Here is a 21,512-nt window from a genome sequence, read left to right on the forward strand (position 1 = left end):
TCCTGGGCATGCGAACCCGGCGACAACAGCGTTCACGATGTCGCTTAAGACAGCGTTAACTGTGCGCGAGGCTTGCCAGTTCCATGCAACGATTCCCGCGCTCGCCCAATACGCGAAACCGCGCATGGCGTGGGCACGGGACGCCCGGCGGCCCCACAGCCGCCGCACTCAGACCATGAAGAAATCCTGCGGCGCCTCGACCCCGCCATCATCGGCATGGGCCGCGAGCTTCTGCCGCGTCGGGCGGGTCGGCGGCGTGATCACGCGCCGCTCCATTTCGTTCGTGCCGGACAGTTGGTCGACGAACCTGACGGCAAAGCCTTCGGCGAAATGCCTGACGACGCGTCCGACACAACTGCCGACCGCAAGCGGCGTGCCGATCTCCGGCTGGATCTCCGCCGACACAGCAGCGCCCGACATCGAGGCATCGATCACGAAGCACGGGATGATGCTGCCGTCGGCGAGCGTCAGCGCAGAATGCGGCGAGTTCGGCACATAGCGCGGGTCCCGGCGCGAGTCGCGGATCGCCGGGTCCTTCTGCTTCTTCTCCAGCCACACCAGCTTCTCGGCGAGCTTGACCCGCTCGGCGCGCGTCATCTCCAGCTCGAGCAGGAAACCGCCATGAACCGTGTCGCTGATCTCGCCCTCGAACTTGCCGAAGTCGCGGAAATACGACGTCAGCCGGTCGCCGACCTTGCCGACGACGGGCACGTCGAGCAGCGCCCGAAATGGCGACACGCGCGTGGTCCGGCAGGCGAACGAGCGCAGCCGTCCCTCCGGGTCATACCAGTTCGGCAGCGTGTAGGATCCCGCCGTCTGGATCCTGACCGCACGCTGCTTCAGGAATCGAGCAACCGTCGACATTGCGCGCCTCCCCTCCCATCAACCGATGTCCCCGACTGGCGATCCCCTGCCCCCACGGCAGCTTGCCACGCCATACACAACCATAGCGTGTAAATTTACGCGGATCACACCGCGTCAAAGGGCTCCAGCCGACACGCATGGAACCTGCGCCCAAAATCCTAAAGATTTCTGAATTGTGACGGCCGGATTTCCGGCCAACGGAATCGTATGTCCAACCCGTTATCGGTTTCTGAAGACGCCGACCCGGCCGACTACGGGGCATCGCCGGTCCGTTGCCGGGGTATCGGCACGGTCGTCGGGGAGAAGACGCTCTGGCGTTCGAGGTCCCACCGGTTCTTGCCGTGAAGGGGCTCCAGGGCCCGCGCGGACGCAACCCGGAGTTTGCGCGAGCGGTCCGGCGAACTACTTCTCCGCGCAGGCAGCGCGGCGTTAAGCATCTAACATGCTCGCGCTGTTGCGCGATTCCAGCGCTAACGCGCGATTCACCACTTGCGCAATCGGTTCCGCGCTCGGCCTTCGCGGCCCCCGTTGTGCAAGTTGGCTTATACTATTGGCACTTAGTCATGAGGAACGGGGAAGGTTGTTAGCTGGAGTGGGCTGATCCAGCGGATGAGTTGAAAGTAGTAACGCGTATGATGACCGCACGCATCGTCGTTCTGACCATCGCTCTCGGAGCGGGCGGAGTCGCGGCTTACATGGTCAGCAACACCGAGAGCCAGCGCCCGGCGCCGGTTGCGCCGGTGGTGCAGCTGCCGACCGTCGAGGTGCTGGTCGCCAAGAATGACATCGGCCTCGGACAGGCGATCAAGCCCGGCGACCTGATCTGGCAGACCTGGCCCGAGGCTGCGAGCAACATATTCATCCGGCGCGGCGATCGCCCCGAAGCTGCCAATCAGCTGGTCGGCACCATCGCACGCGCGCCGTTCGTGATCGGCGAGCCGATCCGCGAGCAGAAGCTGGTGAAGTCCGACGGCTCCGGCTTCATGGCCGCGATCCTGCCCGCCGGCATGCGCGCGATCTCGACCGAGATCTCGCCCGAGACCGGCGCCGGCGGCTTCATCCTGCCGAACGACCGCGTCGACGTCATCCTGTCGAAGCGCGACAAGAATCCGGACAAGCCGGGCGGACCCGAAAGCGTCAGCTCGGAAATCATTCTCTCCAACGTGCGCGTGCTCGCGATCGACCAGGCGCCGAAGGAGAAGGAAGGCCAGAACACCGTCGTCGGCAAGACCGTGACGCTCGAGCTCAAGCCCGAGCAGGCCGAGACGCTGGCACGCGCGCGGCAGGCCGGCACGCTGGCGCTGGCCTTGCGCAGCATCGCCGACGCCAACGCGGCGGACACCAACAAGACCGAGACGCAGATGGCGCGGCGGGGCAACGCCATCGAGATCATTCGCTACGGCATCACGAGCTCGCTGACGGCGCAGAAGTGACGAGAAGGACGGGGAAGATGATGGGTGGGCATCGACGCGCAAAGATCCGGACGTGGTTCGTCCGCGCGCTATCAGGCTCGGCGGTGATCGGCCTCGCGCTCGTTCCGGCGTTGACGCAGGTCAAGGCCGCCGACGACGGGCCGGACGCGCCGGTGGTCTCCGCTAGCTCCTCGAAGATGCGCTTCCTGTCGCTCGGCATCGGCAAGTCCGTGGTCGTCGACTTCCCGCACGACGTCAAGGATGTGCTGGTCGCCGATCCCAAGATCGCCAACGCCGTCGTGCGCTCGGCGCGCCGCGCCTACATCATCGGCGCCGGCGTCGGCCAGACCAACGTGGTGTTCTTCGACGGCGAGGGCCAGCAGGTCGCGGCCTACGACATCGCGATCAAGCGCGATCTCAACGGCGTGCGCCAGGCGCTCAGCCAGACCCTGCCCGGCGTCAAGATCGACGGCGTCGGCGAAGGCGTGATCCTGACCGGATCGGTGTCGAGCCCGGTCGAGGCGCAGCAGGCCGCCGAGATCGCCGGACGGCTGGTCGGCGGATCGGACAAGGTCGTCAACTCGATCGTCGTGCGCGGCCGCGACCAGGTGATGCTGAAGGTCAACGTCGCCGAGGTCCGGCGCGAGATCGTCAAGCAGCTCGGCATCGATCTCAGCGCCAGCCTGAACTACGGCACAGCCGTGGTGAACTTCAACAACGTCAATCCATTCACCGCCTATGGCAAGTCGCTGGTGTCGGGCAACGGCCTCGCCGGCACCACGGGCGGCCTATCGTCTGTGTCGGCAACGATGCGCGCGATGGAGACGGCCGGTGTCGTCAAGACGCTGGCCGAGCCGAACCTGACGGCGATCTCCGGCGAGTCCGCCACCTTCATCGCCGGCGGCGAATTCCCGGTGCCCGGCGGCTACAATTGCGATCCGACCTCGCGGGTCTGCACCACCTCGATCACCTACAAGAAGTTCGGCATCTCGCTCAACTTCACCCCGGTCGTGCTCAGCGAAGGCCGCATCAGCCTGCGGGTGATGACCGAAGTGTCGGAGCTGTCGAACGACAACGCGATCACGGTGTCCTACGCGCTGAGCTCGGCCTCGACCTCCTCGGTCACCATTCCCGCGATCCGCACCCGCCGCGCCGAGACGACCCTGGAGATCCCCTCCGGCGGCTCGATGGCGATGGCCGGCCTGATCCAGAACCAGACCAAGCAGGCGGTCAATGGAATCCCCGGGCTCAATCAGCTGCCGGTGCTCGGACAGCTGTTCCGCAGCCAGGACTACGTCAACAACGAGACCGAGCTGATGGTGATGGTGACGCCCTATGTGGTGCGCGCCGTGGCCCAGAAGGAGCTGTCGCGGCCGGATGACGGCTTCGCGCCGGCCACCGACTCCGAGTCGGCGCTGCTCGGCCGCATGAACCGGCTCTACGGCATCGCGGCCAAGGTCGACGCCGCGACCGGGCAGCCGGCCGGCTTCGGCTTCATCATCGACTGAGACGACGGGATTTGGGGCACGGGGACACGATCATGTCGGGATCATCTAGACGAGACGGGCAACAAACGCTGCGCCGGATCGGAGGCGTCATCGGGCTGGCGCTGACGCTCGGCGCCTGCAACGCCACCTCTGGCGAGGTCGTCGCGACCATCCCGGATGACTACCGGATCCGCCATCCGATCGCGATCGAGGAAGGCCGGCAGTCGATCGTCGTCTTCGTCGGCAACAACCGCGGCGGCCTGACCTATCAGCAGCGCACCGACGTCGCCGGCCTCGGCCGCAACTGGCAGCGCGAAGGCACCGGCGCCATCGTCGCCGAGGTGCCCGTGGAGACGCCGAATGCGCGCGCCGCGGCCGACAGCTATCGCGAGATCCACGCCACCCTCACCGCATCAGGCGTTCCCTCCCGCGCCATCACCTTGCGCCACTATACGCCTGATGATCCGCGGCAGCTCGCCGCCGTCCGCCTGAGCTATCCGAAGATCGCCGCGGTCGCCGGTCCGTGCGGCCTGTGGCCGGACGATCTCGGCCCGAACATCAACAATCCCGGCTACAGCAGCAATCAGCACTACCAGAATTTCGGCTGCGCCACGCAGCGCAACCTCGCTGCGATGATCGACAACCCGGCCGACCTCGAGCAGCCGCGCTCGGAGATCGCCGCCTATACGCCGCGCCGCTCGGCGATGTTCGAAAAGTACCGCAAGGGCGATCCGACCGCCGTGACCTATCCGGAAGCCGACAAGGCCAAGCTCAGCGATACAGGCAAATGATCAACGTATCCCCTCAGAGCCAGGATGAGCAGCCGGGCCCGAGCGGCCCGGTCCTCGACGATCACATCGCGCCGGTGCCGCGCGTCTCGGTGCAGGCGTTCACCGAGACCGACCAGACCTCGTCGGCGGTCCTCGCCGCGAGCCAGGACCGCAGGCTCGGCAAGGCCCACATCACGATCAAGGCCGGCGGCATGGCGCGGGCGATCGAGACCTATCATTCGCAGCCGACGCCCAACGTCATCGTGATCGAGACCAAGCCGGGCGGCGACATCGTCGGCGGGCTCGACGATCTCGCCAGCGTCTGCGATCCCGGCACGCGCGTGGTGCTGATCGGCAGCCCCGCTGACGGCGTCGCCTATCGCGAGCTGGTGCGCCGCGGCGTCAACGACTACGTCATCGGCCCGGTCGAGACCATCGACATCATCCGCTCGATCTGCAGCCTGTTCTCGGCCTCCGAGGCCGTGATCACCGGCCGCATCATCGCGGTGGTCGGCGCCAAGGGCGGCGTCGGCGCCTCGACGGTCGCCCACAACGTCGCCTGGAGCATGGCGCGCGACCTCACGCTGGACTCCGTCGTCATCGATCTCGACATGGCGTTCGGCACGGCGGGTCTCGACTACAACCAGGATCCGCTGCAGGGCATCGCCAACGCGATCTACCAGCCCGACCGGCCGGACACCGCGCTGATGGAGCGCCTGCTCGCCAAATGCAGCGAGCATCTCAACCTGCTCGCGGCGCCCGCGACGCTCGACCGCGTCTATGATTTCGGCGCCGATGCGTTCGACGCGATCTTCGACACCTTGCGCCTGACGCAGCAATGCATCGTGCTCGACGTGCCGCACCAATGGTCGGCCTGGACGCGCCATGCGCTGATCAATGCCGACGACATCCTGGTGGTCGCCGAGCCCGATCTCGCCAACCTGCGCAATGCCAAGAACCTGCTCGGCGTGCTCAAGGCGTCGCGCCCCAACGACCGGCCGCCGCTGTACTGCCTGAACCAGGTCGGCATGCCGAAACGCCCCGAGATCGACCTGAAGCGCTTCGCCAAGACCGTCGAGGCCGAGCCGGTCGCGGTGATCCCATTCGACTGCAAGCTGTTCGGCACCGCTGCCAACAACGGCCAGATGATCGCCGAGGTCGGCGCGCTCAGCCGCACGCCGAAACTGTTCCAGGACATCGCGAACCGGCTCACCGGCCGTGTCGATCCCAAGCCGCAGCGCAGCTCGTTGCTGGCGCCGATCGCAAAACTGCTCGGAGCGAGATAACAGCTCAGTCGCTGCTGCGGCTCAGCGCCCGCGCCAGCGCCTTGTCGGGCTCGCCGGCCACGATGCGATCGTGGCGCGGCGACAGCTCGCGCTGCGCGATCCTGCGCCGCTCGAGGATGCGCTTCACATAGGCGACATTGGTGGCGGCCTGCTCCGGTGGCAGCCCCGAACGCGCGATGTTCTCCGCCTCGCTCATCCGGCCCTGCAGGCCGACGATGACGGCGAGATTGGTTTTCACGCGCGGGCTGGCGTCCGGATTCGCACTGGCCTTGCGCAATTGCTCTTCGGCCTTCGGCAGCTCGCTGGAGAGCGCGTAGGACAGGCCGAGATTGGACAGCACCGAAGGATCGTCCGGCGCGATCTTCAGCGCGGTCGCGTAGTATTGCCGCGCCTCCTCGTTGCGCCCCATCTGGTCGAGCGTCGCGCCCTGCGCCGACAGGATGCGCCAGTCGGGATCCTCAGGCGAATGCGCCCGGCTCAAGACGTCGAAGGCCTGCTGGAAATTGCCGTTGTCGGCGAGCGCCCGGCCGTAGGCCGCCAGCAGCGCCCTGTTGCCGGCATTGGCGATCGTCGCCTGCTCCAGCACCGCGACGGCCTGCGAGCGCTGGCCGGTGGCGCGCAAGGCGGAGCCATAGCGCAGCGCGAGGTCGGGATCGTTCGGCGTGGCGCGATACTGCTCGCGGAGCTGGTCGAGTTCGGCACGCGGGTCGGCCGCGGCGGCGCGGCTCTTCTCGGACTTGCTGCCGCCGAGCGCGCCGGTCACCTCGCTGAGATCGGTGGTCTGGCAGGCGCCGAGACCGAGCAACACGGCCGTGAACGACAGCGCGAACGCCGCCGGCCGGAGCGGAGGGAGAGAGTGGAAGGGCCGCGTACGCATGCAACTGAACTACTTCGGGACCGGATGCCCTGCACGCTGGCAGATTAACCCTAAGGTCCCGTTAAGCTGATGCAGCCGATACGCTCAATCGATGAATTCGGCGCCGAACTCGCAGCCGATCCGCCAGGCCAGCCGGCACTTCCGCTGGTGGTCGGGCGCGAACACGATGGTGAACTGCGGCGGGATCTCGACGAATTCCGCCACCACCTTGACGCCGCCATTGGAAATATCCGTGACGGTGCAGTCTCGCGGCAGGCTGCCGTTGCCGTAGTGGATCTTCGCGATCCTCTTGCACAGCCGACGTTCGCTCTTGCGACGGTTCGCCAACATCAACATCTCGACGCTCACCCACTCAGTCGTCCATCCGGAGACCTCGTTGTAGCGTCGAAACATTGGGATCTGGCTAGCGCGTGGCCCGAGAATTCCGTACCGCGATTCAGATTTCGTTTACGTTCGACGCTCACGCCGCCGGCAGCAGGAAGCCGTCGAAATAGGCCGCCAGACGCCTGACATCGTCGAGCGGCATCACGTCGCCGACATACTGGTCGGGTCGCACGATCACGAGGCACCCGGCTGCACGATCGATGCCGCGCATCGCAAAGATGTCCTGGCCGCTCTTCAGATCGGGGCAGAACATCTTCTCGTAGTCGATCAGGCCGTACCGGCCCTTCTGCGGCAGCAGCAGCGCCGGCATGGTCTCGAGCGCGAGCGCGCGATGGTCCTGCTGGAACACGGCACGCAGGTCGATCACGGAGTCGATGTCGGCGCTGGCGGGCGTGTAGCGCCGCAGCGGCGAGGCCGCATCCTTGCTGAGAAATTCGCACAGGTGACGAATGGCGGACCGAGGCGCGGCCGGATCCTCGGCGCCGGCGAAGGCAAAGAGGCGGAAGCGGCCGTCGGCTTGGACGACGTGGCCGAGCTGCACCGGCTTGGCGTCGCCCAGACGAATGACGGGCGCCGAATGGAAGCGCTTGCCGATGACGAGGCCGGTGGCGAGCGGCTGGAACGTGTCGTCGCCGGTCAGCACGGAGGGCCGATAGTGGGTCGCGGTGCCCGCGGTGTAGCGGCCGTGGCGCACGAAGTAGTCCTGCGTCTTGGCTGCATCGCCGCCGCCCTGCTTGGCCGCGGAAGCGAGAATCCCGGACCATTCGCGATCGAAATCGATCAGCTCCTGCGCGATCGCCTTGCGCTCGGCCGAGTAGCTGTGCAACAGCTCCGGCGCGCAGCGCTTGCCGAGCACCGCGGCGAGCTTCCAGCCGAGATTGAACGTGTCCTGCATCGATACGTTCATGCCCTGCCCCGCCTTCGGGCTGTGGGTATGGCAGGCGTCGCCGGCGATGAACACGCGCGGCAGCCGCGTGGCGACCTCGGCCTCGGGCACGTCGTCGAACTTGTCGGTGATGCGCTGGCCGATCTCGTAGACCGACCACCACGCGACCTCCTTCACCTCGAGCGTATACGGCGCGAGAATCCGCTTCGCCTTGGCGATCACCTCCTCGACGGTGATGTTGCGGCCGGCGACGCGCTCGCCGACTTCGAGCTTGGCGAGCTCGACATAGAGCCGGACGAGGTAGCCGCCCTCGCGCGGGATCACCAGCAGACTGCCATCCCCGGCGGACTGGATCAGCGACTTGAACCGGATGTCGGGAAAATCGGTGACGGCGAGCACGTCCATCACGCCCCAGGCGTGGTTCGCCGAATCGCCGTGCAGCTCGCGGCCGATCGCCTTGCGCACCATGCTGCGGGCGCCGTCGCAGCCGACGACGTAGCGCGCTCTGATGGTCTCGACCTGGCCTTCATGCTCCGGATCGATGCGATCGAAGCTGACGGTCACGCCATGCGCGTCCGCGCCGGCGGCCGCATCGATCTGCAGGTCGCGCAGCCGGCGCGCGTAGTGCGGCTCGAGCTTGCTCGCCGAACGGCGCATCACATCGAGGAAGAAGTCGTGCACGCGGGCCTGGTTGAGCACGACATGCGGCATCTCCGACAGGCCGTCCTCGACGTCCTGCACGCGGCCGCTGCGCGCGATCTGTGCGGTGTTGGCTTCATCCGGCTTCCAGAACGTGGTCTCGTTGATCCAGCAGGCTTCCCTCAGCACCTTCTCGGCAAAGCCGTAGGCGTTGAACATTTCCATGGTGCGGCAGGCGATGCCGTCGGCCTGGCCGAGCAGCAGCCGGCCCGGCTTCTGCTCGACGATGCAGGTGGTGACATCGGGGAAAGCGGAGAGCTGGGCGGCAAGGTTGAGGCCGGCGGGGCCGCAGCCGACGATCAGGACGTCGACCTCGGCCGGCAGCGGGCCCGCCGCGCCCTGGCTCGCCACGCGCTCGGTGGCGTCGAAGATTTCGGGGTCGCCCGGCTGGAATCCGTTGAGATGAAATTGCACGTGACCGCCCTCCCGCGTTGTTCTCTATTGATCAGTATACTGATCATCAGTATGCTTGTCAAGCAAGCAGAGGGAGATTCGGTTTGGCCGAGATGCAGGACATGCCCGGGCACTTGGCGCGCCGGTTTCAGCAGATCGCGGTGGCGGTGTTCCTGAGCGAGGTCGAGGCCGCCGGCTTCGACCTGACGCCGGTGCAATACGCGGCCCTGGCGGCGATCGCGGCCAACCCGGCGATCGACCAGATCACGCTCGCCGGCCTGATCGCCTACGACCGCACCACCATCACCGGTGTGATCGACCGTCTCGCGCAGAAGGGCCTCGTGATCCGGCAGGCCAGCGCCCGCGACCGCCGGTCGCGCGAGCTCACCATCACCGACGATGGCCGCCGAACGCTGGACGCGATCACGCCGGCAGTCGAAGCCGCACAGCGGCTGATGGTGCGGGGTCTCACGAAGGCCGAGGCTAGCGAGCTGACCCGCCTCATGCAAAAGGCCATCGCCGCCGCCAACGACCTCAGCCGCGCCCCGCTGCGGGAGGGGGCGGCGGAGCGGTGACATGAGGCTGAGGGCGCCCCAACGGAGCCCGACCTGTTGCCACTCTCCTTGAACACACTGCCAATAGTTCACGCGCAGCTCCGGTTTCGCGCCGGACTCTCTTCTCGCTTTACGATCTCTGGTCTTTTGATGCTTTCGTTCGAACCAACCTCCGCACCGCTGTGCGATACAGTGCCCTCGCCCCTTGTGGGAGAGGGCATCGCCGGCTGATCCGCAGGCTCCGTTGGGTGAGGGGTTCTCTCCGCGAGCGCAACTCGTTGAGACAGACCCCTCACCCGACCGAGATCGTTGCGCTGCCATGCATGCCCTCTCCCACAAGGGGCGAGGGCGCAGTCACGGCCGTCGCGCCCGCGGCGAGGTTCGATCGCTTTCCCAGTTCTCCATGAGGTTGCTCTCTAAGAACACGCGATCAACGTGTTCATGGTCGGTGTGCCCTCGGCTTTTGACCCTCAGGGTGAGGAGAGAAAGTGGGAGAAAGTGCAGCAGTGAAGCGTTAGTCGGGCAGATGTACCGATACGGACGTTTGGATCACGAATACCGCATCACGCCATCATCGACCTTGCCGAAGCGCAGCGAGACGATGTCGAGGGCGTAGTTCTGGTACAGCCGCCATGGCCGCTTCGAGCCTTGCTTGGGCAGATCGGCGATCGACCGCTGCACATAGCCGGAGCTGAAGCTGAGCGACGGCAGCGGCGCGACGGTGGTGTCGTCATTGTGCGGCATGCATTGGCGGTAGCCGTGCCGGTCCATGTAGTTGAGCAGACGGCAGACATATTCGCAGGTGAGGTCGCATTTCAGCGTCCAGGAGGCGTTGGTGTAGCCGAGCGTGGCGGCGAGGTTCGGCACGTCGGAATACATCATGCCCTTGTAGTTGAGCGTCTTGGCGAAATCGACAATGCGGCCGTCGACGACCACCTCGATGCCGCCGAGCACCTGCAGCACCAGCCCGGTGGCGGTGACCACGACATCCGCCTCGAGCTCGCGGCCATCGGACAGGCGCAGGCCGCGCTCGGTGAAGGTCTCGATCCCGGCCGTCACCACCGACGCGCGCTGCTCGCGGATGGTCTTGAACAGATCGCCGTCCGGCACCAGGCACAGCCGCTGATCCCACGGATCGTAGCGCGGCGTGAAATGCGTGGCGACGTCGTAGTCGGCGCCGAGCGCGGCGCGCACGCCGCCGAGGATGAGCTGCTTGACTCGCTCCGGCTTCCGCCGGCTGAGCTGGAAGAAATACATCCCGAACAGCACGTTGCGCCAGCGGATCAGATGATAGGCGAGGCTGGCGGGCAGATGCTGGCGCAGCTTGTTGGCCAGCGCATCCTGCGCCGGGCGCGACACCACATAGGTCGGCGAACGCTGCAGCATCGTGACATGCGCCGCCGTCTTGGCCATCGCGGGCACCAGCGTCACCGCCGTGGCGCCGGAGCCGATCACGACGACGCGCTTGCCGTTGTAGTCGAGATCCTCAGGCCAGGCCTGCGGATGCACGATGCGGCCCTTGAAATCAGCCATGCCCTTGAAGTCCGGCAGATAGCCCTTCTCGTAGCGATAATAGCCCGAGCACATGAACAGGAAGCCGCAGGTCATCAGCACGGCCTCGGTGCCCTGCTCCGTCTGCCGCTCGGCCTCGACCGTCCAGCGCGCGTCGCTGCTCGACCAGGACGCCCTGACAACGCGATGGTTGAAGCGGATGTGCCGATCGATCCCGTTATCGGTCGCGGTATCACGGACGTATTTCAGGATCTGCGGCCCGTCGGCGATCGCCTTCGGATCGGTCCACGGCTTGAAGGAGTAGCCGAGCGTGTACATGTCGCTGTCGGAGCGGATGCCGGGATAGCGGAACAGATCCCAGGTGCCGCCGATGGCGCCGCGCCCTTCCAGGATCGCGAACCGCTTGCCCGGGCATTTGTGCTGCAGATGATAGGCGGCGGCAATGCCGGACAGTCCGGCGCCGACGATCAGCACGTCGACATGCTCTGTTGACATGAGTTGGTCCTGGCGTTCCCTGAAGCGAGCGTCTTGCGTCTCGGCACGGACAGTCGCAACCCTGCCCGGCGCTGTCAAATCGAAGGCGTTCGCATTCGATCAACCCTGCTGCTGTATCGAGACGGTCATTCCTGGACGGACGATTTGGACGGACGATGTGATGAACGCCCCCACCCCGCAGCAGGAACCGCCCGGCACCGAAAGCCGGGATCGCGGGAGCGCGCAAGCGCAGCGCCTCGCCTTGGGCTTCACCGTCGTTTCGATCGGTCTTGCGGCCTGGTCGCTCTTCCCGAGCTTTCCGGCGGGACAGCTGATCGCGGTCGTGACCGTGCTGCCGCTGCTCGCACTGATCCTGACCCTGCGCTTCCCGGGCCGGTTCCGCATCGGGCTGGGCTCCGGCTACGGCGCCAATCTCGGCACCGGCTGCATCCTGGCGGCCGGTACGCTCGCCGCGCGCACGCTGTCCGACGTCAATCTCGTCAGCTGGCTGCCGCTGACGGCCTTCGCGATCGCGGTCGCCCTCGTCTTCCTGATCGTGGCCGCACGATTCGAGACCCAGCTGCGCCGGCGCGGCTGGCGGCTGTTGCTGGCTTCTGTCTTCGTCGGCGCCTATGCGTTCGGCGCGCTCGGGCAGTTCAACACCGCGCTCGACCGCTCGGCCCCGGCGCTGCTGCGCAGCCGCGTGCTGGCCAAGCATCTCGGCCACAGCCGGCTCGCGATGCATCAGGTCACGCTGGAGCCCTGGGGACCGTTGGCGACGGCGAGCGACGCGCATGTGACGCAGGCGCTGTACGAACGGCTGCAGCCCGGCGACACCGTGTGCCTGCGGCTCGGCGACGGCGCGTTCCGCATGGCCTGGTTCAGCGTGGCGCCATGCCGGTGAGGCCGATGTGGTCGCCCCATTCCCCGTCTGCGGATTGACGACGGCTCCGGAATGACGGCAAGACCTGACCTGCTTATATCTTGTGGGGCAATGGGGCTTAGGCCAGAGCATGCGGATCCTGATCATTGCAGCCTGCATTCTCGGCACCGTGCTGCTGGCGATCGTCGGGTTCGGGCTGTTCCAGTATTATCGGCTGTTTCCCGCAGCTTCGACCGAGGTCGTGCAACTCACGCCGCAGGCCCGGGATCACCTGCAACGCCTCAGGGCTGAACGAAAATTCCAGCCGCATGACTATCCGCCGCTCGGCTACACCGGCGCAGAAACGCCAGCTGACGAGGCGACGGCAACCGCCGCCGTCAATGCGGTCATCGACGCCGTGCTCGCCATGGCAGCCGGGCCCATTCCGGCCCGCAAGATCGAGGGATTTCTGAAGGAGGCGCTCGATAAGGTCGACATGCTGGCGACCGAAGACCGTGAGCGCACCCAGGACTATCTGATCGAGATCTGGTACATCATCGGCTTCAAGGGCGCGACGGGTCTGTTCGCCCATGGTGCAGCATTTCCAAAGCCAGACGGGCGCGGTGAGCCGTTGCCGCTCGGCTGGACCGCAGCCGACAAGCCGCGACCGATTCCATGAGCATTCGCAGCCCGCAGCAGCGCAGCGCCATGCGGGATCTATCGCATCGTCTCGATACACCCGGGCCTCGCTTCGCTTGCCAGGACGACGATTCATCGGAGTATGCCGCATGACCGATTTGCCGCCCCGCCCCTTCGCCGTTGATCATCCGGACGTGCTGGACCTCGAAGTCGCCGCGCTCGAGACACGGCCCGGCGCGGTGCTGCTGGCGCAATCGCCATTCTATCCCGGCGGCGGCGGGCAGCTGCCGGATCGCGGCAGCCTCGCATGGAATGGCGTCGTCCGTGACGTCATCGGCTTCGAGCCGACCGCGGCCGGCCTGTGGCACCTGTTCGGCGACGACGCCGTGCCGACGGGCGCGATCACGCTGCGCGTCGATCCGGCGTTCCGCCAGCGGATGTGCGAGCAGCACACCGTCGCGCATCTCGTCAACAGCGCCGTCTACACGCTGTTCGACGGCGCGCTGCTGACCGGCGTGCGCATGACGGACAGCGACGAATTCAGCGTCGATTTCGATCTGCCGAAAGTCGCACCGGAGCAGCTGCGCGCGGTGGAAGACGCGGTCAATGCCGCGATCTCCGACGACCGCCCGGTGCGTGCCTTCGACATGCCCTACGACGACGCACAGGCGACCGCCGGCCTGTTCCGCGCCAAATCCGTCGCCCCGCCACGCCAGGCCAACGGCCTGATCCGCATCGTCGACATCGAAGCCTTGGATCGCCAGGCCTGCGGCGGGACGCATCTGATCTCGACCGCAAAGGCGCGGCGCGTGCGTATTCTCAAGGTGGACAACAAGGGGCGACAGAATAGGCGGTTCAGGATTGGGTTGGGAAGCGATTAGGAGCGGCGTGCTGCGGCTGGAAAAAAAGTCGCTGTGCGTCAGTTTCCGATGATGTTCTCCGCCGTCATTCCGGGGCGCGCGGAAGTGCGAAGTCGACGCATCGCGGCGGCTTCGCACTGGAGCGCGAGCCCGGAATCCATAACCACGACTGTTGAGGGGAGGCGACGGCTTCTCCACGACGATCTCGTCCTCTCGCGTCTGCCTGTGGTTATGGATTCCGGGCTCATTCGCAGATCCGCTGCGCGGACCTGCGAATGCCCCGGAATGACGGGCGGAAAGATCCCGTTGCCTCACCTGCAATGTCAGGGTCGATGTACCACCAGGTCGAATCCTTCCGCAGGCGTCGGCGCTACGAAGTATGACGTGAACAGGTCGAACTCTTCATCCGTCACATTGAACGCATGACGGCCCGCTTCATTGCGCGCCCGCAACCGCGCCTTGCAGACGTCGTCGGGCACGTCGAGGTGGTGCAGCTGATGCGGCACACCGGCCGCTTCGAACAGGCCGCGCATCCAGGCGCGGCTCGCCAGCGTGTTGGCCGGGAAGTCGAGCACGACCGAGACGCCGACGCGCAGCAGCGCCACCACATGCGGGCCCATGACCGCGCGCAGCCGTGACGAATTGCGGACGTAATCGGCAAGGGTCGTCTGCTCGCCCGGATAGAGCTGCGCCAGCCAGTCGTCCTCGGCCACCACGACGGTGGCCGGCCGCCGGCCAAGCTCGGCCGTCAGCGTCGATTTGCCGGCAGCGATCTTGCCGCACATGAGGTGCAGCGTGGGTTGGTTCGGAGACATCGAAAGACCTCGCATGCGGCACCGCCTCGGGTGCCGGAGATGTTCACAGCTCAAGTCGCAGGCAAACGCGCCCGGCCCGACGGATCAGGCCGGGTCGGTAATTCGGCGGCCGAAGGCCGCGCCTGCGATGTGAACATGCAAGATCATGCCGAACATCCTGACCGAGATCGGCGGCGTCGTCCAGCAACCACCCTGCAGCGTTGACGATGCCCGCGCTGGTTCTGTTAGAATGGCTCGCAGTATCGATCATCAAGCCCTTCAGGCACCTTGCGGAGTTGGAGTCCGGCCTTGCTCGAGAGATCGTCCATTCTTGTTTCGGTGAACCGCGCCCTTCTCGGCGAGGTGTCGGCGTCACTGCGGGAGGTCCGATATGCCCTGAGTGACGGCAACATCGACATCTTCTGTGTCTTCGACGGCGAGATCTCCGAGGATGACCAGGAATCGATGAGCTGCGTTGCGACGGAGGTGATGGCCGACTTTCCGGATGTGACGGTTCAGGAGCATTGCCTGCGGATCGACGCGCCAGAGCGCATACCTAGTCTACTCGGTCGCGTCACCGTGTTCGCGCGAAAGGAATAGGTCGCACCGATGCCCGCGGAACGCCCGCCACCGTTCACGCAAATCAGCTTCCCCGCCAAGAAAGTCGCCTCGCTGTGCTGGCGCGGCGACGAGCTGATCGACTGGGTCGGCGGCGGACGGGCGTTTGCGCTGGATGGGACGGAGCGGCCGAGCAACGTCCGCTATCCCTATCGTTTCGACGCCGCGACTGCGTCGCCCGATGGCCGGTTCGCCGTGATTTATGAGAAGCTCGGGACCAAGGGCCTGCTATTCGATCAAGGTCGCGTCCTGCGTGAGATCAATCGAAGCTATTATTTTGCCGAAACTTACGACTTCCCATTAGCGCTGTTCGACGACCCAGATGGTCGCACTCTCCTTGCCCACTGCCCAAAAGACTATTGCCGCCTCGAGCTGGAGGAAGCCGAAAGCGGGCGCTTGCTGACGTCAGCGCTGGAGCGCGAGCCTGCCGACTTCTTCCACTCGCGACTGGCGGCCAGCCCGAGCGGCACACGGCTGCTCAGCGCCGGCTGGGTCTGGCATCCGCTGGATGAGGTCACCTGGTTCGACATCACCCGGGCACTCGCCGATCCGCGCCATCTCGACACAGGCGCGGCGCTTCCCCGTCCATTCAATCCCAATCTCGTCCAGGAGAGCTCGGCATGCTGGCTGGACGAGGACTGCATGGTGGTCGCGGCCTCGGCGGAGCCTGGACAGGACGAGATCGAAGAGGAGATCGACCCCCGCCTGCGTCCCTGCGGGCTCGCCGTGTACGATGTCGCGCGCCAAACCTGCCTGCTGACGGTGCAACTCGGCGAGCCCGCAGGAACGATCTTCGCCGTCGGAGACCGCCACCTGCTGTCGCTCTATCGGCACCCCAAGCTGATCGATCTGTCGACTGGCGAGATTGTCCATAGCTGGAGCGCCTTGAAAACCGGCCTGCAGATCAGCAGCATCATCAACAGGGATGAAGGCGCCAAGCCGCCACCGATGGCGTTCGACCGCACCGGCCTGCGGTTCGCCGTCGCCGACGAGGAGAGCATCACGGTGATCACGTTCGACCGCGCGGCGCTCGCAGCAGCGGACCAGAGCGTGTCGCCGCCATGACCCACGCCGAACAGATCTTCGGCTATCGCTTTCCGAACGTCGATTGTGCCATCGCCATCGTGACGCTGTCGCGGCGGCTCGCCGAGCTCGCGGCGAGCCATGGCTGGACCTTGGAGACGTGGCAGGAGGGCGGGCTTGGCGATGCGTCAGGCGTGTTCCTCAGGCTCGGCTCGGGGCGCACGGTTCTTCTCATGGAGCTGCGCCACGAGATCGAGCATTTCGGCGCGTCGGGACCGACGGCTTTCATCGATGGCGCCGTGCTTGCCACCCATGGCGTTGCTGACCTGCTCGCCGAGGTTCTCGCGGCGCTCGGGTTGACGGAGCACGATGTGAGCTGGATCGCGACAGCGGGTAGTCAACAATCCGCAATCGACTTCGTGAACGACATGCGCAACTTGCCACCGCCGCCTTCGGTCGGGTCACCTGACAGCTACATGCACACGGTCAATCCCCGGGAGGACGACATCGAGATCGAGTGCTATGGCGAACTCGATCGTGATCGCTATCCGATCCGATGGATCAGGAAATATCCCGACGGTGGTTTTGAGACCTGCAGCTACGCCCAGGCGAACTGGCGCGACATGATGCCGGAGGGCGTGATTCCGACGGTTTCGGAGATCAATGATCTCAGCGGATTTTCCGCGCGCGAGATCTCGGCTTCCGAATTCGAAGCGACTTGGCGGCTAGCTCTGGGCTTCAATTGATAGGCGAGACGTAACGTCGCGGACGCCAGGACCGTTGCCACAGCGCATGTTTCACAGCCTGAGAACCAATCTGGAAACCCTCTAAGAGCAATTCCAGCCGCCGCTCCGTTGACACATTCGGCCCCATGCCGTCTCCACTGATCCCACGATGCATCGTGTTTGAATTTGCTCATTGGAGGGATTGATGAGACTGACCACCGCCGCCCTGCTCGGCGCCGCACTCGCCGGCTTCGCCATCTCGCCGGCTCTGGCCGACGGCTACAAGACCTGCACCAAGCTCGACAAGGCGCAGTGGAAGCCGGCGGCCGAGGCGGAAGCCAAGGCGAAGGATGCGGGCTACGAGGTGCGCCGCTCGAAGGTCGAGGGCAGCTGCTACGAGGTCTACGGCGTCAAGGGCGGCAAGCTGTATGAGCTGTTCTATAGCCCGGAAGACCTCAGCCTGAAGCACACCATCGCTAAGTAGTTGGCGCGTGGCGTGCCGCACCGCTGCACGCCGCGTCGTGATGCTCATGCACGGCACAGCCCCCAGAGCCGACCTGAAGGACCCCAGCCCTGCCGAGACCGTGCAGGTCTGGGACCTTCCGTTGCGCCTGTGGCACTGGCTGCTGGCCGCGCTGGTGCTTGTCGCCTGGCTCACACCGAACGTCAATGACGGCCTGCATCGGACGGCGGGCTACGCCATTCTCGGACTGCTCGCGTTCCGCCTGATCTGGGGCCTGATCGGCACGCGCCATTCGCGCTTCCGCAGCCTGCGCGCGCGGCTGCGCGCGACGCCCGCCTATCTCTGGAATCTGCGGCGCGGCAGGACCGGACGCTATCTCGGCCTCAACCCCGCGGGCACGGCGATGCAGCTCGCGCTGCTGCTGCTCCTGATCATCTCGGCGGTGACCGGCGCGATGCAGGTCACTGTGCGCTTCTTCGGCATCTGGTGGGTGGAGGACACCCACGAAATGACATCGTATCTCCTGATCCCGCTGGTCGTGCTGCATGTCGCCGGAGTCATGCTGGTCGGCCGGATGCAGCGTGAAAATCTTGTCCGCGCCATGCTCACCGGGCGCAAGCTGCTGCGGCGGAGCCCTCGCACGGCCTCCAGCCTCGTCGATCGCTGAGGACGCTCAGCCGCGCACGGCGTAGGGCGTCTGCGCCAGACGATCGGCGCCGATGGCGAGGTCGCGCTGCGCGTCCGCCAGCGCCTGGCGCTCGCGCTTCTCCTCGGGCAGCGACCAGATCGCGTCATCCGATGCGTAGTCCCGGATCAGCCGCGTGCCGCCGACGATGATCTCGATGGTGCTCATGACATCAGCTCCATGAACCGGTCGCCCAGACTAGGCCGCGCCGCGGACTCCGGCAACCGAGCAGCGCGAAGGCGCGACGAAGGCACCGCAGGCGTGCGCTGAACGGCGGTTCGCAGCGCGCCGTATGGAACTCCCGATCGTTGCGTACAAGCCACACTTCGCTCAAAAGCTGCCGGCGACGGCTGCTGCGTTATTGCGCCCCGCCGCCAAGCGCCGAACAATCGCAGGTATCGGATGCCTGACCGCTCCTGTCCGCAGGAGCTCGGATTTTGGGAGGCCGGATGATGAGCTCGCAGCAGTTCACCACGCGTGCGTTGTGCCGATCGTTTGTCCTCTCGGGTTGCCTGATGGCCTGGCCTGCGGCGGCCGCCGAACCCGAAGCTGCGACGACGCCCGTGGTCGCCGAGGTGACGGCCTCGACGACGACAGAGCCTTCGACCGCGCAGCCGCTCGCGTCGGACACGGCCCTCACCACGGCATCGATCAATCCATCCGCGGCGCTGCCGGCCGACGCGCCGGCCGCAGCCGCCGAGCCGCCAGCGCCAACCGTCGCGAGCGCCGACCGCATCGAGATCCTCGATGAGTGTCCCGACATCGACGTCTGCGTCGACCGTTATCTGTGGGCGCTGTATGAGCGCGCGCCGAAGCTCGACAAGATCCGCGAGACCGAGCGCCGCGCCGTCACCATCAAGCGCAAGGGCCGGATGGTGAAGGTGACGCGCAGCTTCACCAAGCTGGTCGACAACGACTTCACCTGGAAGGATCCTAAGGCCGCCGAGCGCGTCGGCCGGACGATGATGGAGTACGTCATCGGCGGCATGGACCGCAGCTTCAAGATGAAGCTGTTCCATACGCTGCATGCCGCCGAGGCCGCCGGGCTCGCGCCGGGGATCACCAGCGGCTTCCGCGACGATTTTCGCCAGGAGATCGCCAGCGGCCTGAAGGCCGCCAGCAACCGCTCCTATCATGGCGGCAGCCTGCGCGGCGGCTATGGCCACGGGCTCGCGGCCGACATCGTCAGCGTCAACGGCGCCACGCGCGCGCAGCGCTGGGTGGCGACCGAGCAGCTGTGGAAATGGGTCGACGCCAACGGCAAGAGTTTTGGCGTCGGCCGGCCCTATCTCGACCGCGACCCGCCGCATGTCGGCCCGGTCGACGGCGAGGAATACAGCAAGCATCGCACGCCGGCGGTGAAGGTCGCCGCGGCGGAGACGAAGAAGCACAAGCGGATGGCGGCGCGGTCGGAGCATCATGCGGCCAAGCGCGCCAAGGCCGTGCGCGCCTCGGCGCTGGCGTCGCGGCGGACGGGGTGATCGCCGCAATCGGCGCTGCCGTAGGGTGGGCAAAGGCGCAGAGGACGCCATCACGTCATTCGCAGATCAAGCGTGCGCCGTGCCCACCGTCCCGCGCGAACTGCTAGACCGCGGTGGGCACGCTTCCGCTATCGCGTGATGATGGACCGAGCAAGAAGGCGCTTTGCCCACCCTACAAGAGCAAAGCAAAAAAGGCCGGGGCGATGCCCCGGCCTTTGCTGTCTCCGCCGCGCTTTGTGTCAGCTATCAGTAACGATAGTGGTCCGACTTGAACGGGCCTTCCGGCTTGACGCCGATGTAGGAGGCCTGGTCGGGACGCAGCTTGGTGAGGTTCACGCCGATCTTGGCGAGATGCAGCATCGCCACCTTCTCGTCGAGCGACTTCGGGAGCACGTAGACTTCCTTCTTGTACTTGCCGTCCTTGTTGTTGGCGTAGAGCTCGATCTGCGCCAAGGTCTGGTTGGTGAACGACGCCGACATCACGAAGGACGGGTGGCCCATCGCATTGCCGAGGTTCACGAGGCGGCCTTCGGACAAGAGGATCATGCGCTTGCCGTCGGCGAAGGTGATCTCGTCGACCTGCGGCTTGATGTTGGTCCACTTCAGGTTCTTCAGCGAAGCGACCTGGATCTCGTTGTCGAAGTGGCCGATGTTGCAGACGATGGCGCGATCCTTCATCGCGCGCATGTGCTCGATGGTGATGATGTCCTTGTTGCCGGTGGCGGTCACGAAGATGTCGGCGCGCGGCGCGGCATCCTCCATCGTCACCACCTCATAGCCCTCCATCGCCGCCTGCAGCGCGCAGATCGGATCGATCTCGGAGACCATCACGCGGCAGCCGGCCTGGCGCAGCGAGGCCGCCGAGCCCTTGCCGACGTCGCCGAAGCCGGCAACCATGGCGACCTTGCCCGACATCATCACGTCGGTGCCGCGGCGGATGCCGTCGACCAGCGACTCGCGGCAGCCATAGAGGTTGTCGAACTTCGACTTGGTGACGCTGTCGTTTACGTTGATCGCCGGCCACAGCAAGGTACCGGCCTTCTGCATGTCGTACAGACGATGCACGCCCGTCGTGGTCTCTTCCGAGACGCCCTTGATCGACTTGGCGATCTCCGCGAAGTAGCCCTTCGGCTTCTCCTTGAGCTGCTTCTTCAAGAGCGCGAAGAACACTTCCTCTTCTTCCGAACCAGGCTTGTCGAGGAACGCCGTGTCGCCGTTCTCGGCGCGCAGGCCGAGATGGACGTACATGGTGGCATCGCCGCCGTCATCGAGGATCATGTTGGGATGGCCGCCGCCGTGCCAGTCGAACAGTTTCGCGGTGTAGTCCCAGTAGTCGACCAGCGTCTCGCCCTTGACGGCGAACACCGGAATGCCGGCGGCGGCGATCGCGGCGGCCGCATGGTCCTGGGTCGAGTAGATGTTACAGGAGACCCAGCGGATGTCGGCGCCGAGCGCCTTCAGCGTCTCGATCAGCACGCCGGTCTGAATGGTCATGTGCAGGGAGCCGGCGATGCGCGCGCCCTTCAGCGGCTGCTTCGGACCATACTCCTCGCGCGTCGCCATCAGGCCGGGCATCTCGGTCTCGGCAAGCGAGAGCTCCTTGCGGCCGAACTCGGCGAGCGAAATGTCCTTGACGATGTAGTCGGTAAAACCTGGCTTGGCGGTCATGGGGGGTTCCTGGTCGTATGAAATTCGAACTGGTCGTGACGAAACGAAAATAGACGCGTCGAGGCGCAGTCCAGCTCCCTCTCCCCGTCCTTGCGG

The 21,512-nt window shown here is 65.9% G+C and carries 22 protein-coding genes; 14 read left to right on the forward strand and 8 right to left on the reverse strand.

All coding sequences use genetic code 11. The features are described 5' to 3' along the window. Positions 1–168: 168 nt before the first annotated feature. Entirely contained in the window at positions 169–864 is a 696-nt protein-coding gene (locus ACQR07_RS05365; protein WP_434901303.1) for a PilZ domain-containing protein, read from the reverse strand. 632 nt (positions 865–1,496) lie between these two features. Here ACQR07_RS05365 and cpaB point away from each other — a divergent pair. From cpaB to ACQR07_RS05385, 4 genes are read left to right on the forward strand one after another with little or no spacing between them, the layout of a single operon-like run. Then, positions 1,497–2,297: a Flp pilus assembly protein CpaB gene (cpaB, locus tag ACQR07_RS05370; RefSeq protein ID WP_434901304.1), complete on the forward strand. Its 801-nt coding sequence runs from the start codon at positions 1,497–1,499 to the stop codon at positions 2,295–2,297. A gap of 17 nt (positions 2,298–2,314) precedes the next feature. After that, a complete protein-coding gene (locus ACQR07_RS05375) occupies positions 2,315–3,784 on the forward strand; it encodes a type II and III secretion system protein family protein (protein ID WP_434901305.1) in 1,470 nt (489 codons plus the stop codon). A 32-nt stretch (positions 3,785–3,816) separates the two neighbouring features. Further along, entirely contained in the window at positions 3,817–4,554 is a 738-nt protein-coding gene (locus ACQR07_RS05380; RefSeq protein ID WP_434901306.1) for a CpaD family pilus assembly protein, read from the forward strand. Beyond that, positions 4,551–5,819, forward strand: a complete 1,269-nt coding sequence (locus tag ACQR07_RS05385; RefSeq protein ID WP_434901307.1) for an AAA family ATPase — start codon at positions 4,551–4,553, stop codon at positions 5,817–5,819. Before ACQR07_RS05380 ends, ACQR07_RS05385 begins: the two co-directional genes overlap by 4 nt. A 4-nt stretch (positions 5,820–5,823) precedes the next feature. On the opposite strand, the gene ACQR07_RS05390 is transcribed toward ACQR07_RS05385, so the two are convergent. The 3 genes from ACQR07_RS05390 to ACQR07_RS05400 form a co-directional block, all read right to left on the reverse strand. Continuing rightward, positions 5,824–6,696 carry a tetratricopeptide repeat protein gene (locus tag ACQR07_RS05390; RefSeq protein WP_434901308.1) on the reverse strand — a complete coding sequence of 291 codons (873 nt, stop codon included), beginning with the start codon at positions 6,694–6,696 and terminating at the stop codon, positions 5,824–5,826. A gap of 84 nt (positions 6,697–6,780) precedes the next feature. Further along, positions 6,781–7,026 carry a PilZ domain-containing protein gene (locus tag ACQR07_RS05395; RefSeq protein ID WP_434901309.1) on the reverse strand — a complete coding sequence of 82 codons (246 nt, stop codon included), beginning with the start codon at positions 7,024–7,026 and terminating at the stop codon, positions 6,781–6,783. 130 nt (positions 7,027–7,156) lie between these two features. Next, positions 7,157–9,079: an FAD-binding monooxygenase gene (locus ACQR07_RS05400; protein WP_434901310.1), complete on the reverse strand. Its 1,923-nt coding sequence runs from the start codon at positions 9,077–9,079 to the stop codon at positions 7,157–7,159. Positions 9,080–9,180: 101 nt separating this feature from the next. Between ACQR07_RS05400 and ACQR07_RS05405 the strand changes: the two genes are divergently transcribed. Further along, a complete protein-coding gene (locus ACQR07_RS05405) occupies positions 9,181–9,633 on the forward strand; it encodes a MarR family winged helix-turn-helix transcriptional regulator (protein WP_434901753.1) in 453 nt (150 codons plus the stop codon). 528 nt (positions 9,634–10,161) lie between these two features. Here the strand turns inward: ACQR07_RS05405 and ACQR07_RS05410 are convergent. After that, positions 10,162–11,619, reverse strand: coding sequence for a flavin-containing monooxygenase (locus tag ACQR07_RS05410; protein WP_434901311.1), 1,458 nt, complete (start codon positions 11,617–11,619; stop codon positions 10,162–10,164). 160 nt (positions 11,620–11,779) lie between these two features. Here ACQR07_RS05410 and ACQR07_RS05415 point away from each other — a divergent pair, with 160 nt between their 5' ends. The 3 genes from ACQR07_RS05415 (at position 11,780) to ACQR07_RS05425 (ending at position 13,980) form a co-directional block, all read left to right on the forward strand. Further along, positions 11,780–12,502 carry a hypothetical protein gene (locus ACQR07_RS05415; protein ID WP_434901312.1) on the forward strand — a complete coding sequence of 241 codons (723 nt, stop codon included), beginning with the start codon at positions 11,780–11,782 and terminating at the stop codon, positions 12,500–12,502. Between the two features lie 109 nt (positions 12,503–12,611). Further along, complete coding sequence (locus ACQR07_RS05420) at positions 12,612–13,139, forward strand: DUF4844 domain-containing protein (RefSeq protein ID WP_434901313.1); 528 nt, start codon at positions 12,612–12,614, stop codon at positions 13,137–13,139. Between the two features lie 109 nt (positions 13,140–13,248). Further along, a complete protein-coding gene (locus ACQR07_RS05425) occupies positions 13,249–13,980 on the forward strand; it encodes an alanyl-tRNA editing protein (protein WP_434901314.1) in 732 nt (243 codons plus the stop codon). A 302-nt stretch (positions 13,981–14,282) separates the two neighbouring features. On the opposite strand, the gene ACQR07_RS05430 is transcribed toward ACQR07_RS05425, so the two are convergent. Continuing rightward, on the reverse strand, positions 14,283–14,774 hold the full coding sequence (locus tag ACQR07_RS05430; protein WP_434901315.1) for an AAA family ATPase: 492 nt from the start codon (positions 14,772–14,774) through the stop codon (positions 14,283–14,285). 288 nt (positions 14,775–15,062) lie between these two features. On the opposite strand from ACQR07_RS05430, the gene ACQR07_RS05435 reads away from it, so the two are divergent. The 5 genes from ACQR07_RS05435 (at position 15,063) to ACQR07_RS05455 (ending at position 18,249) form a co-directional block, all read left to right on the forward strand. Next, positions 15,063–15,353 carry a hypothetical protein gene (locus tag ACQR07_RS05435; protein WP_434901316.1) on the forward strand — a complete coding sequence of 97 codons (291 nt, stop codon included), beginning with the start codon at positions 15,063–15,065 and terminating at the stop codon, positions 15,351–15,353. A gap of 9 nt (positions 15,354–15,362) precedes the next feature. Next, positions 15,363–16,436 (forward strand): hypothetical protein, encoded by a 1,074-nt coding sequence (locus ACQR07_RS05440; RefSeq protein WP_434901317.1) that lies wholly within the window; start codon positions 15,363–15,365, stop codon positions 16,434–16,436. Further along, entirely contained in the window at positions 16,433–17,140 is a 708-nt protein-coding gene (locus tag ACQR07_RS05445) for a DUF6881 domain-containing protein (RefSeq protein ID WP_434901318.1), read from the forward strand. The genes ACQR07_RS05440 and ACQR07_RS05445 overlap by 4 nt, the downstream gene beginning before the upstream one ends. A 184-nt stretch (positions 17,141–17,324) precedes the next feature. After that, a complete protein-coding gene (locus ACQR07_RS05450; protein ID WP_434901319.1) occupies positions 17,325–17,603 on the forward strand; it encodes a PepSY domain-containing protein in 279 nt (92 codons plus the stop codon). A gap of 40 nt (positions 17,604–17,643) precedes the next feature. Then, complete coding sequence (locus ACQR07_RS05455; protein ID WP_434901754.1) at positions 17,644–18,249, forward strand: cytochrome b/b6 domain-containing protein; 606 nt, start codon at positions 17,644–17,646, stop codon at positions 18,247–18,249. Positions 18,250–18,255: 6 nt separating this feature from the next. Here the strand turns inward: ACQR07_RS05455 and ACQR07_RS05460 are convergent, their stop codons facing one another. After that, positions 18,256–18,435 (reverse strand): hypothetical protein, encoded by a 180-nt coding sequence (locus ACQR07_RS05460; protein ID WP_434901320.1) that lies wholly within the window; start codon positions 18,433–18,435, stop codon positions 18,256–18,258. A gap of 281 nt (positions 18,436–18,716) precedes the next feature. Here ACQR07_RS05460 and ACQR07_RS05465 point away from each other — a divergent pair, with 281 nt between their 5' ends. Beyond that, positions 18,717–19,748, forward strand: coding sequence for a hypothetical protein (locus ACQR07_RS05465; RefSeq protein WP_434901321.1), 1,032 nt, complete (start codon positions 18,717–18,719; stop codon positions 19,746–19,748). A gap of 246 nt (positions 19,749–19,994) precedes the next feature. On the opposite strand, the gene ahcY is transcribed toward ACQR07_RS05465, so the two are convergent. Beyond that, positions 19,995–21,416 carry an adenosylhomocysteinase gene (gene ahcY, locus ACQR07_RS05470; protein WP_434901322.1) on the reverse strand — a complete coding sequence of 474 codons (1,422 nt, stop codon included), beginning with the start codon at positions 21,414–21,416 and terminating at the stop codon, positions 19,995–19,997. Positions 21,417–21,512 lie beyond the last annotated feature (96 nt).

It is taken from the genome of Bradyrhizobium sp. HKCCYLS20291, assembly GCF_051167715.1.
Classification (GTDB): Bacteria; Pseudomonadota; Alphaproteobacteria; order Rhizobiales; family Xanthobacteraceae; genus Bradyrhizobium.

Excerpts from the sequence above, each read along its gene's own strand:
- ACQR07_RS05365 (WP_434901303.1), bottom strand. The coding sequence starts at position 864 with ATGTCGACGGTTGCTCGATTCCTGAAGCAGCGTGCGGTCAGGATCCAG.
- ACQR07_RS05440 (WP_434901317.1), top strand. The coding sequence starts at position 15,363 with ATGCCCGCGGAACGCCCGCCACCGTTCACGCAAATCAGCTTCCCCGCC.
- ACQR07_RS05390 (WP_434901308.1), bottom strand. The coding sequence starts at position 6,696 with ATGCGTACGCGGCCCTTCCACTCTCTCCCTCCGCTCCGGCCGGCGGCG.
- ACQR07_RS05420 (WP_434901313.1), top strand. The coding sequence starts at position 12,612 with ATGCGGATCCTGATCATTGCAGCCTGCATTCTCGGCACCGTGCTGCTG.
- ACQR07_RS05415 (WP_434901312.1), top strand. The coding sequence starts at position 11,780 with ATGAACGCCCCCACCCCGCAGCAGGAACCGCCCGGCACCGAAAGCCGG.
- ACQR07_RS05460 (WP_434901320.1), bottom strand. The coding sequence starts at position 18,435 with ATGAGCACCATCGAGATCATCGTCGGCGGCACGCGGCTGATCCGGGAC.
- ACQR07_RS05425 (WP_434901314.1), top strand. The coding sequence starts at position 13,249 with ATGACCGATTTGCCGCCCCGCCCCTTCGCCGTTGATCATCCGGACGTG.
- ACQR07_RS05380 (WP_434901306.1), top strand. The coding sequence starts at position 3,817 with ATGTCGGGATCATCTAGACGAGACGGGCAACAAACGCTGCGCCGGATC.
- ahcY (WP_434901322.1), bottom strand. The coding sequence starts at position 21,416 with ATGACCGCCAAGCCAGGTTTTACCGACTACATCGTCAAGGACATTTCG.
- ACQR07_RS05450 (WP_434901319.1), top strand. The coding sequence starts at position 17,325 with ATGAGACTGACCACCGCCGCCCTGCTCGGCGCCGCACTCGCCGGCTTC.
- ACQR07_RS05375 (WP_434901305.1), top strand. The coding sequence starts at position 2,315 with ATGATGGGTGGGCATCGACGCGCAAAGATCCGGACGTGGTTCGTCCGC.
- ACQR07_RS05410 (WP_434901311.1), bottom strand. The coding sequence starts at position 11,619 with ATGTCAACAGAGCATGTCGACGTGCTGATCGTCGGCGCCGGACTGTCC.
- ACQR07_RS05445 (WP_434901318.1), top strand. The coding sequence starts at position 16,433 with ATGACCCACGCCGAACAGATCTTCGGCTATCGCTTTCCGAACGTCGAT.
- ACQR07_RS05385 (WP_434901307.1), top strand. The coding sequence starts at position 4,551 with ATGATCAACGTATCCCCTCAGAGCCAGGATGAGCAGCCGGGCCCGAGC.
- ACQR07_RS05455 (WP_434901754.1), top strand. The coding sequence starts at position 17,644 with ATGCTCATGCACGGCACAGCCCCCAGAGCCGACCTGAAGGACCCCAGC.
- ACQR07_RS05405 (WP_434901753.1), top strand. The coding sequence starts at position 9,181 with ATGCCCGGGCACTTGGCGCGCCGGTTTCAGCAGATCGCGGTGGCGGTG.
- ACQR07_RS05430 (WP_434901315.1), bottom strand. The coding sequence starts at position 14,774 with ATGTCTCCGAACCAACCCACGCTGCACCTCATGTGCGGCAAGATCGCT.
- ACQR07_RS05395 (WP_434901309.1), bottom strand. The coding sequence starts at position 7,026 with ATGTTGGCGAACCGTCGCAAGAGCGAACGTCGGCTGTGCAAGAGGATC.
- cpaB (WP_434901304.1), top strand. The coding sequence starts at position 1,497 with ATGATGACCGCACGCATCGTCGTTCTGACCATCGCTCTCGGAGCGGGC.
- ACQR07_RS05465 (WP_434901321.1), top strand. The coding sequence starts at position 18,717 with ATGATGAGCTCGCAGCAGTTCACCACGCGTGCGTTGTGCCGATCGTTT.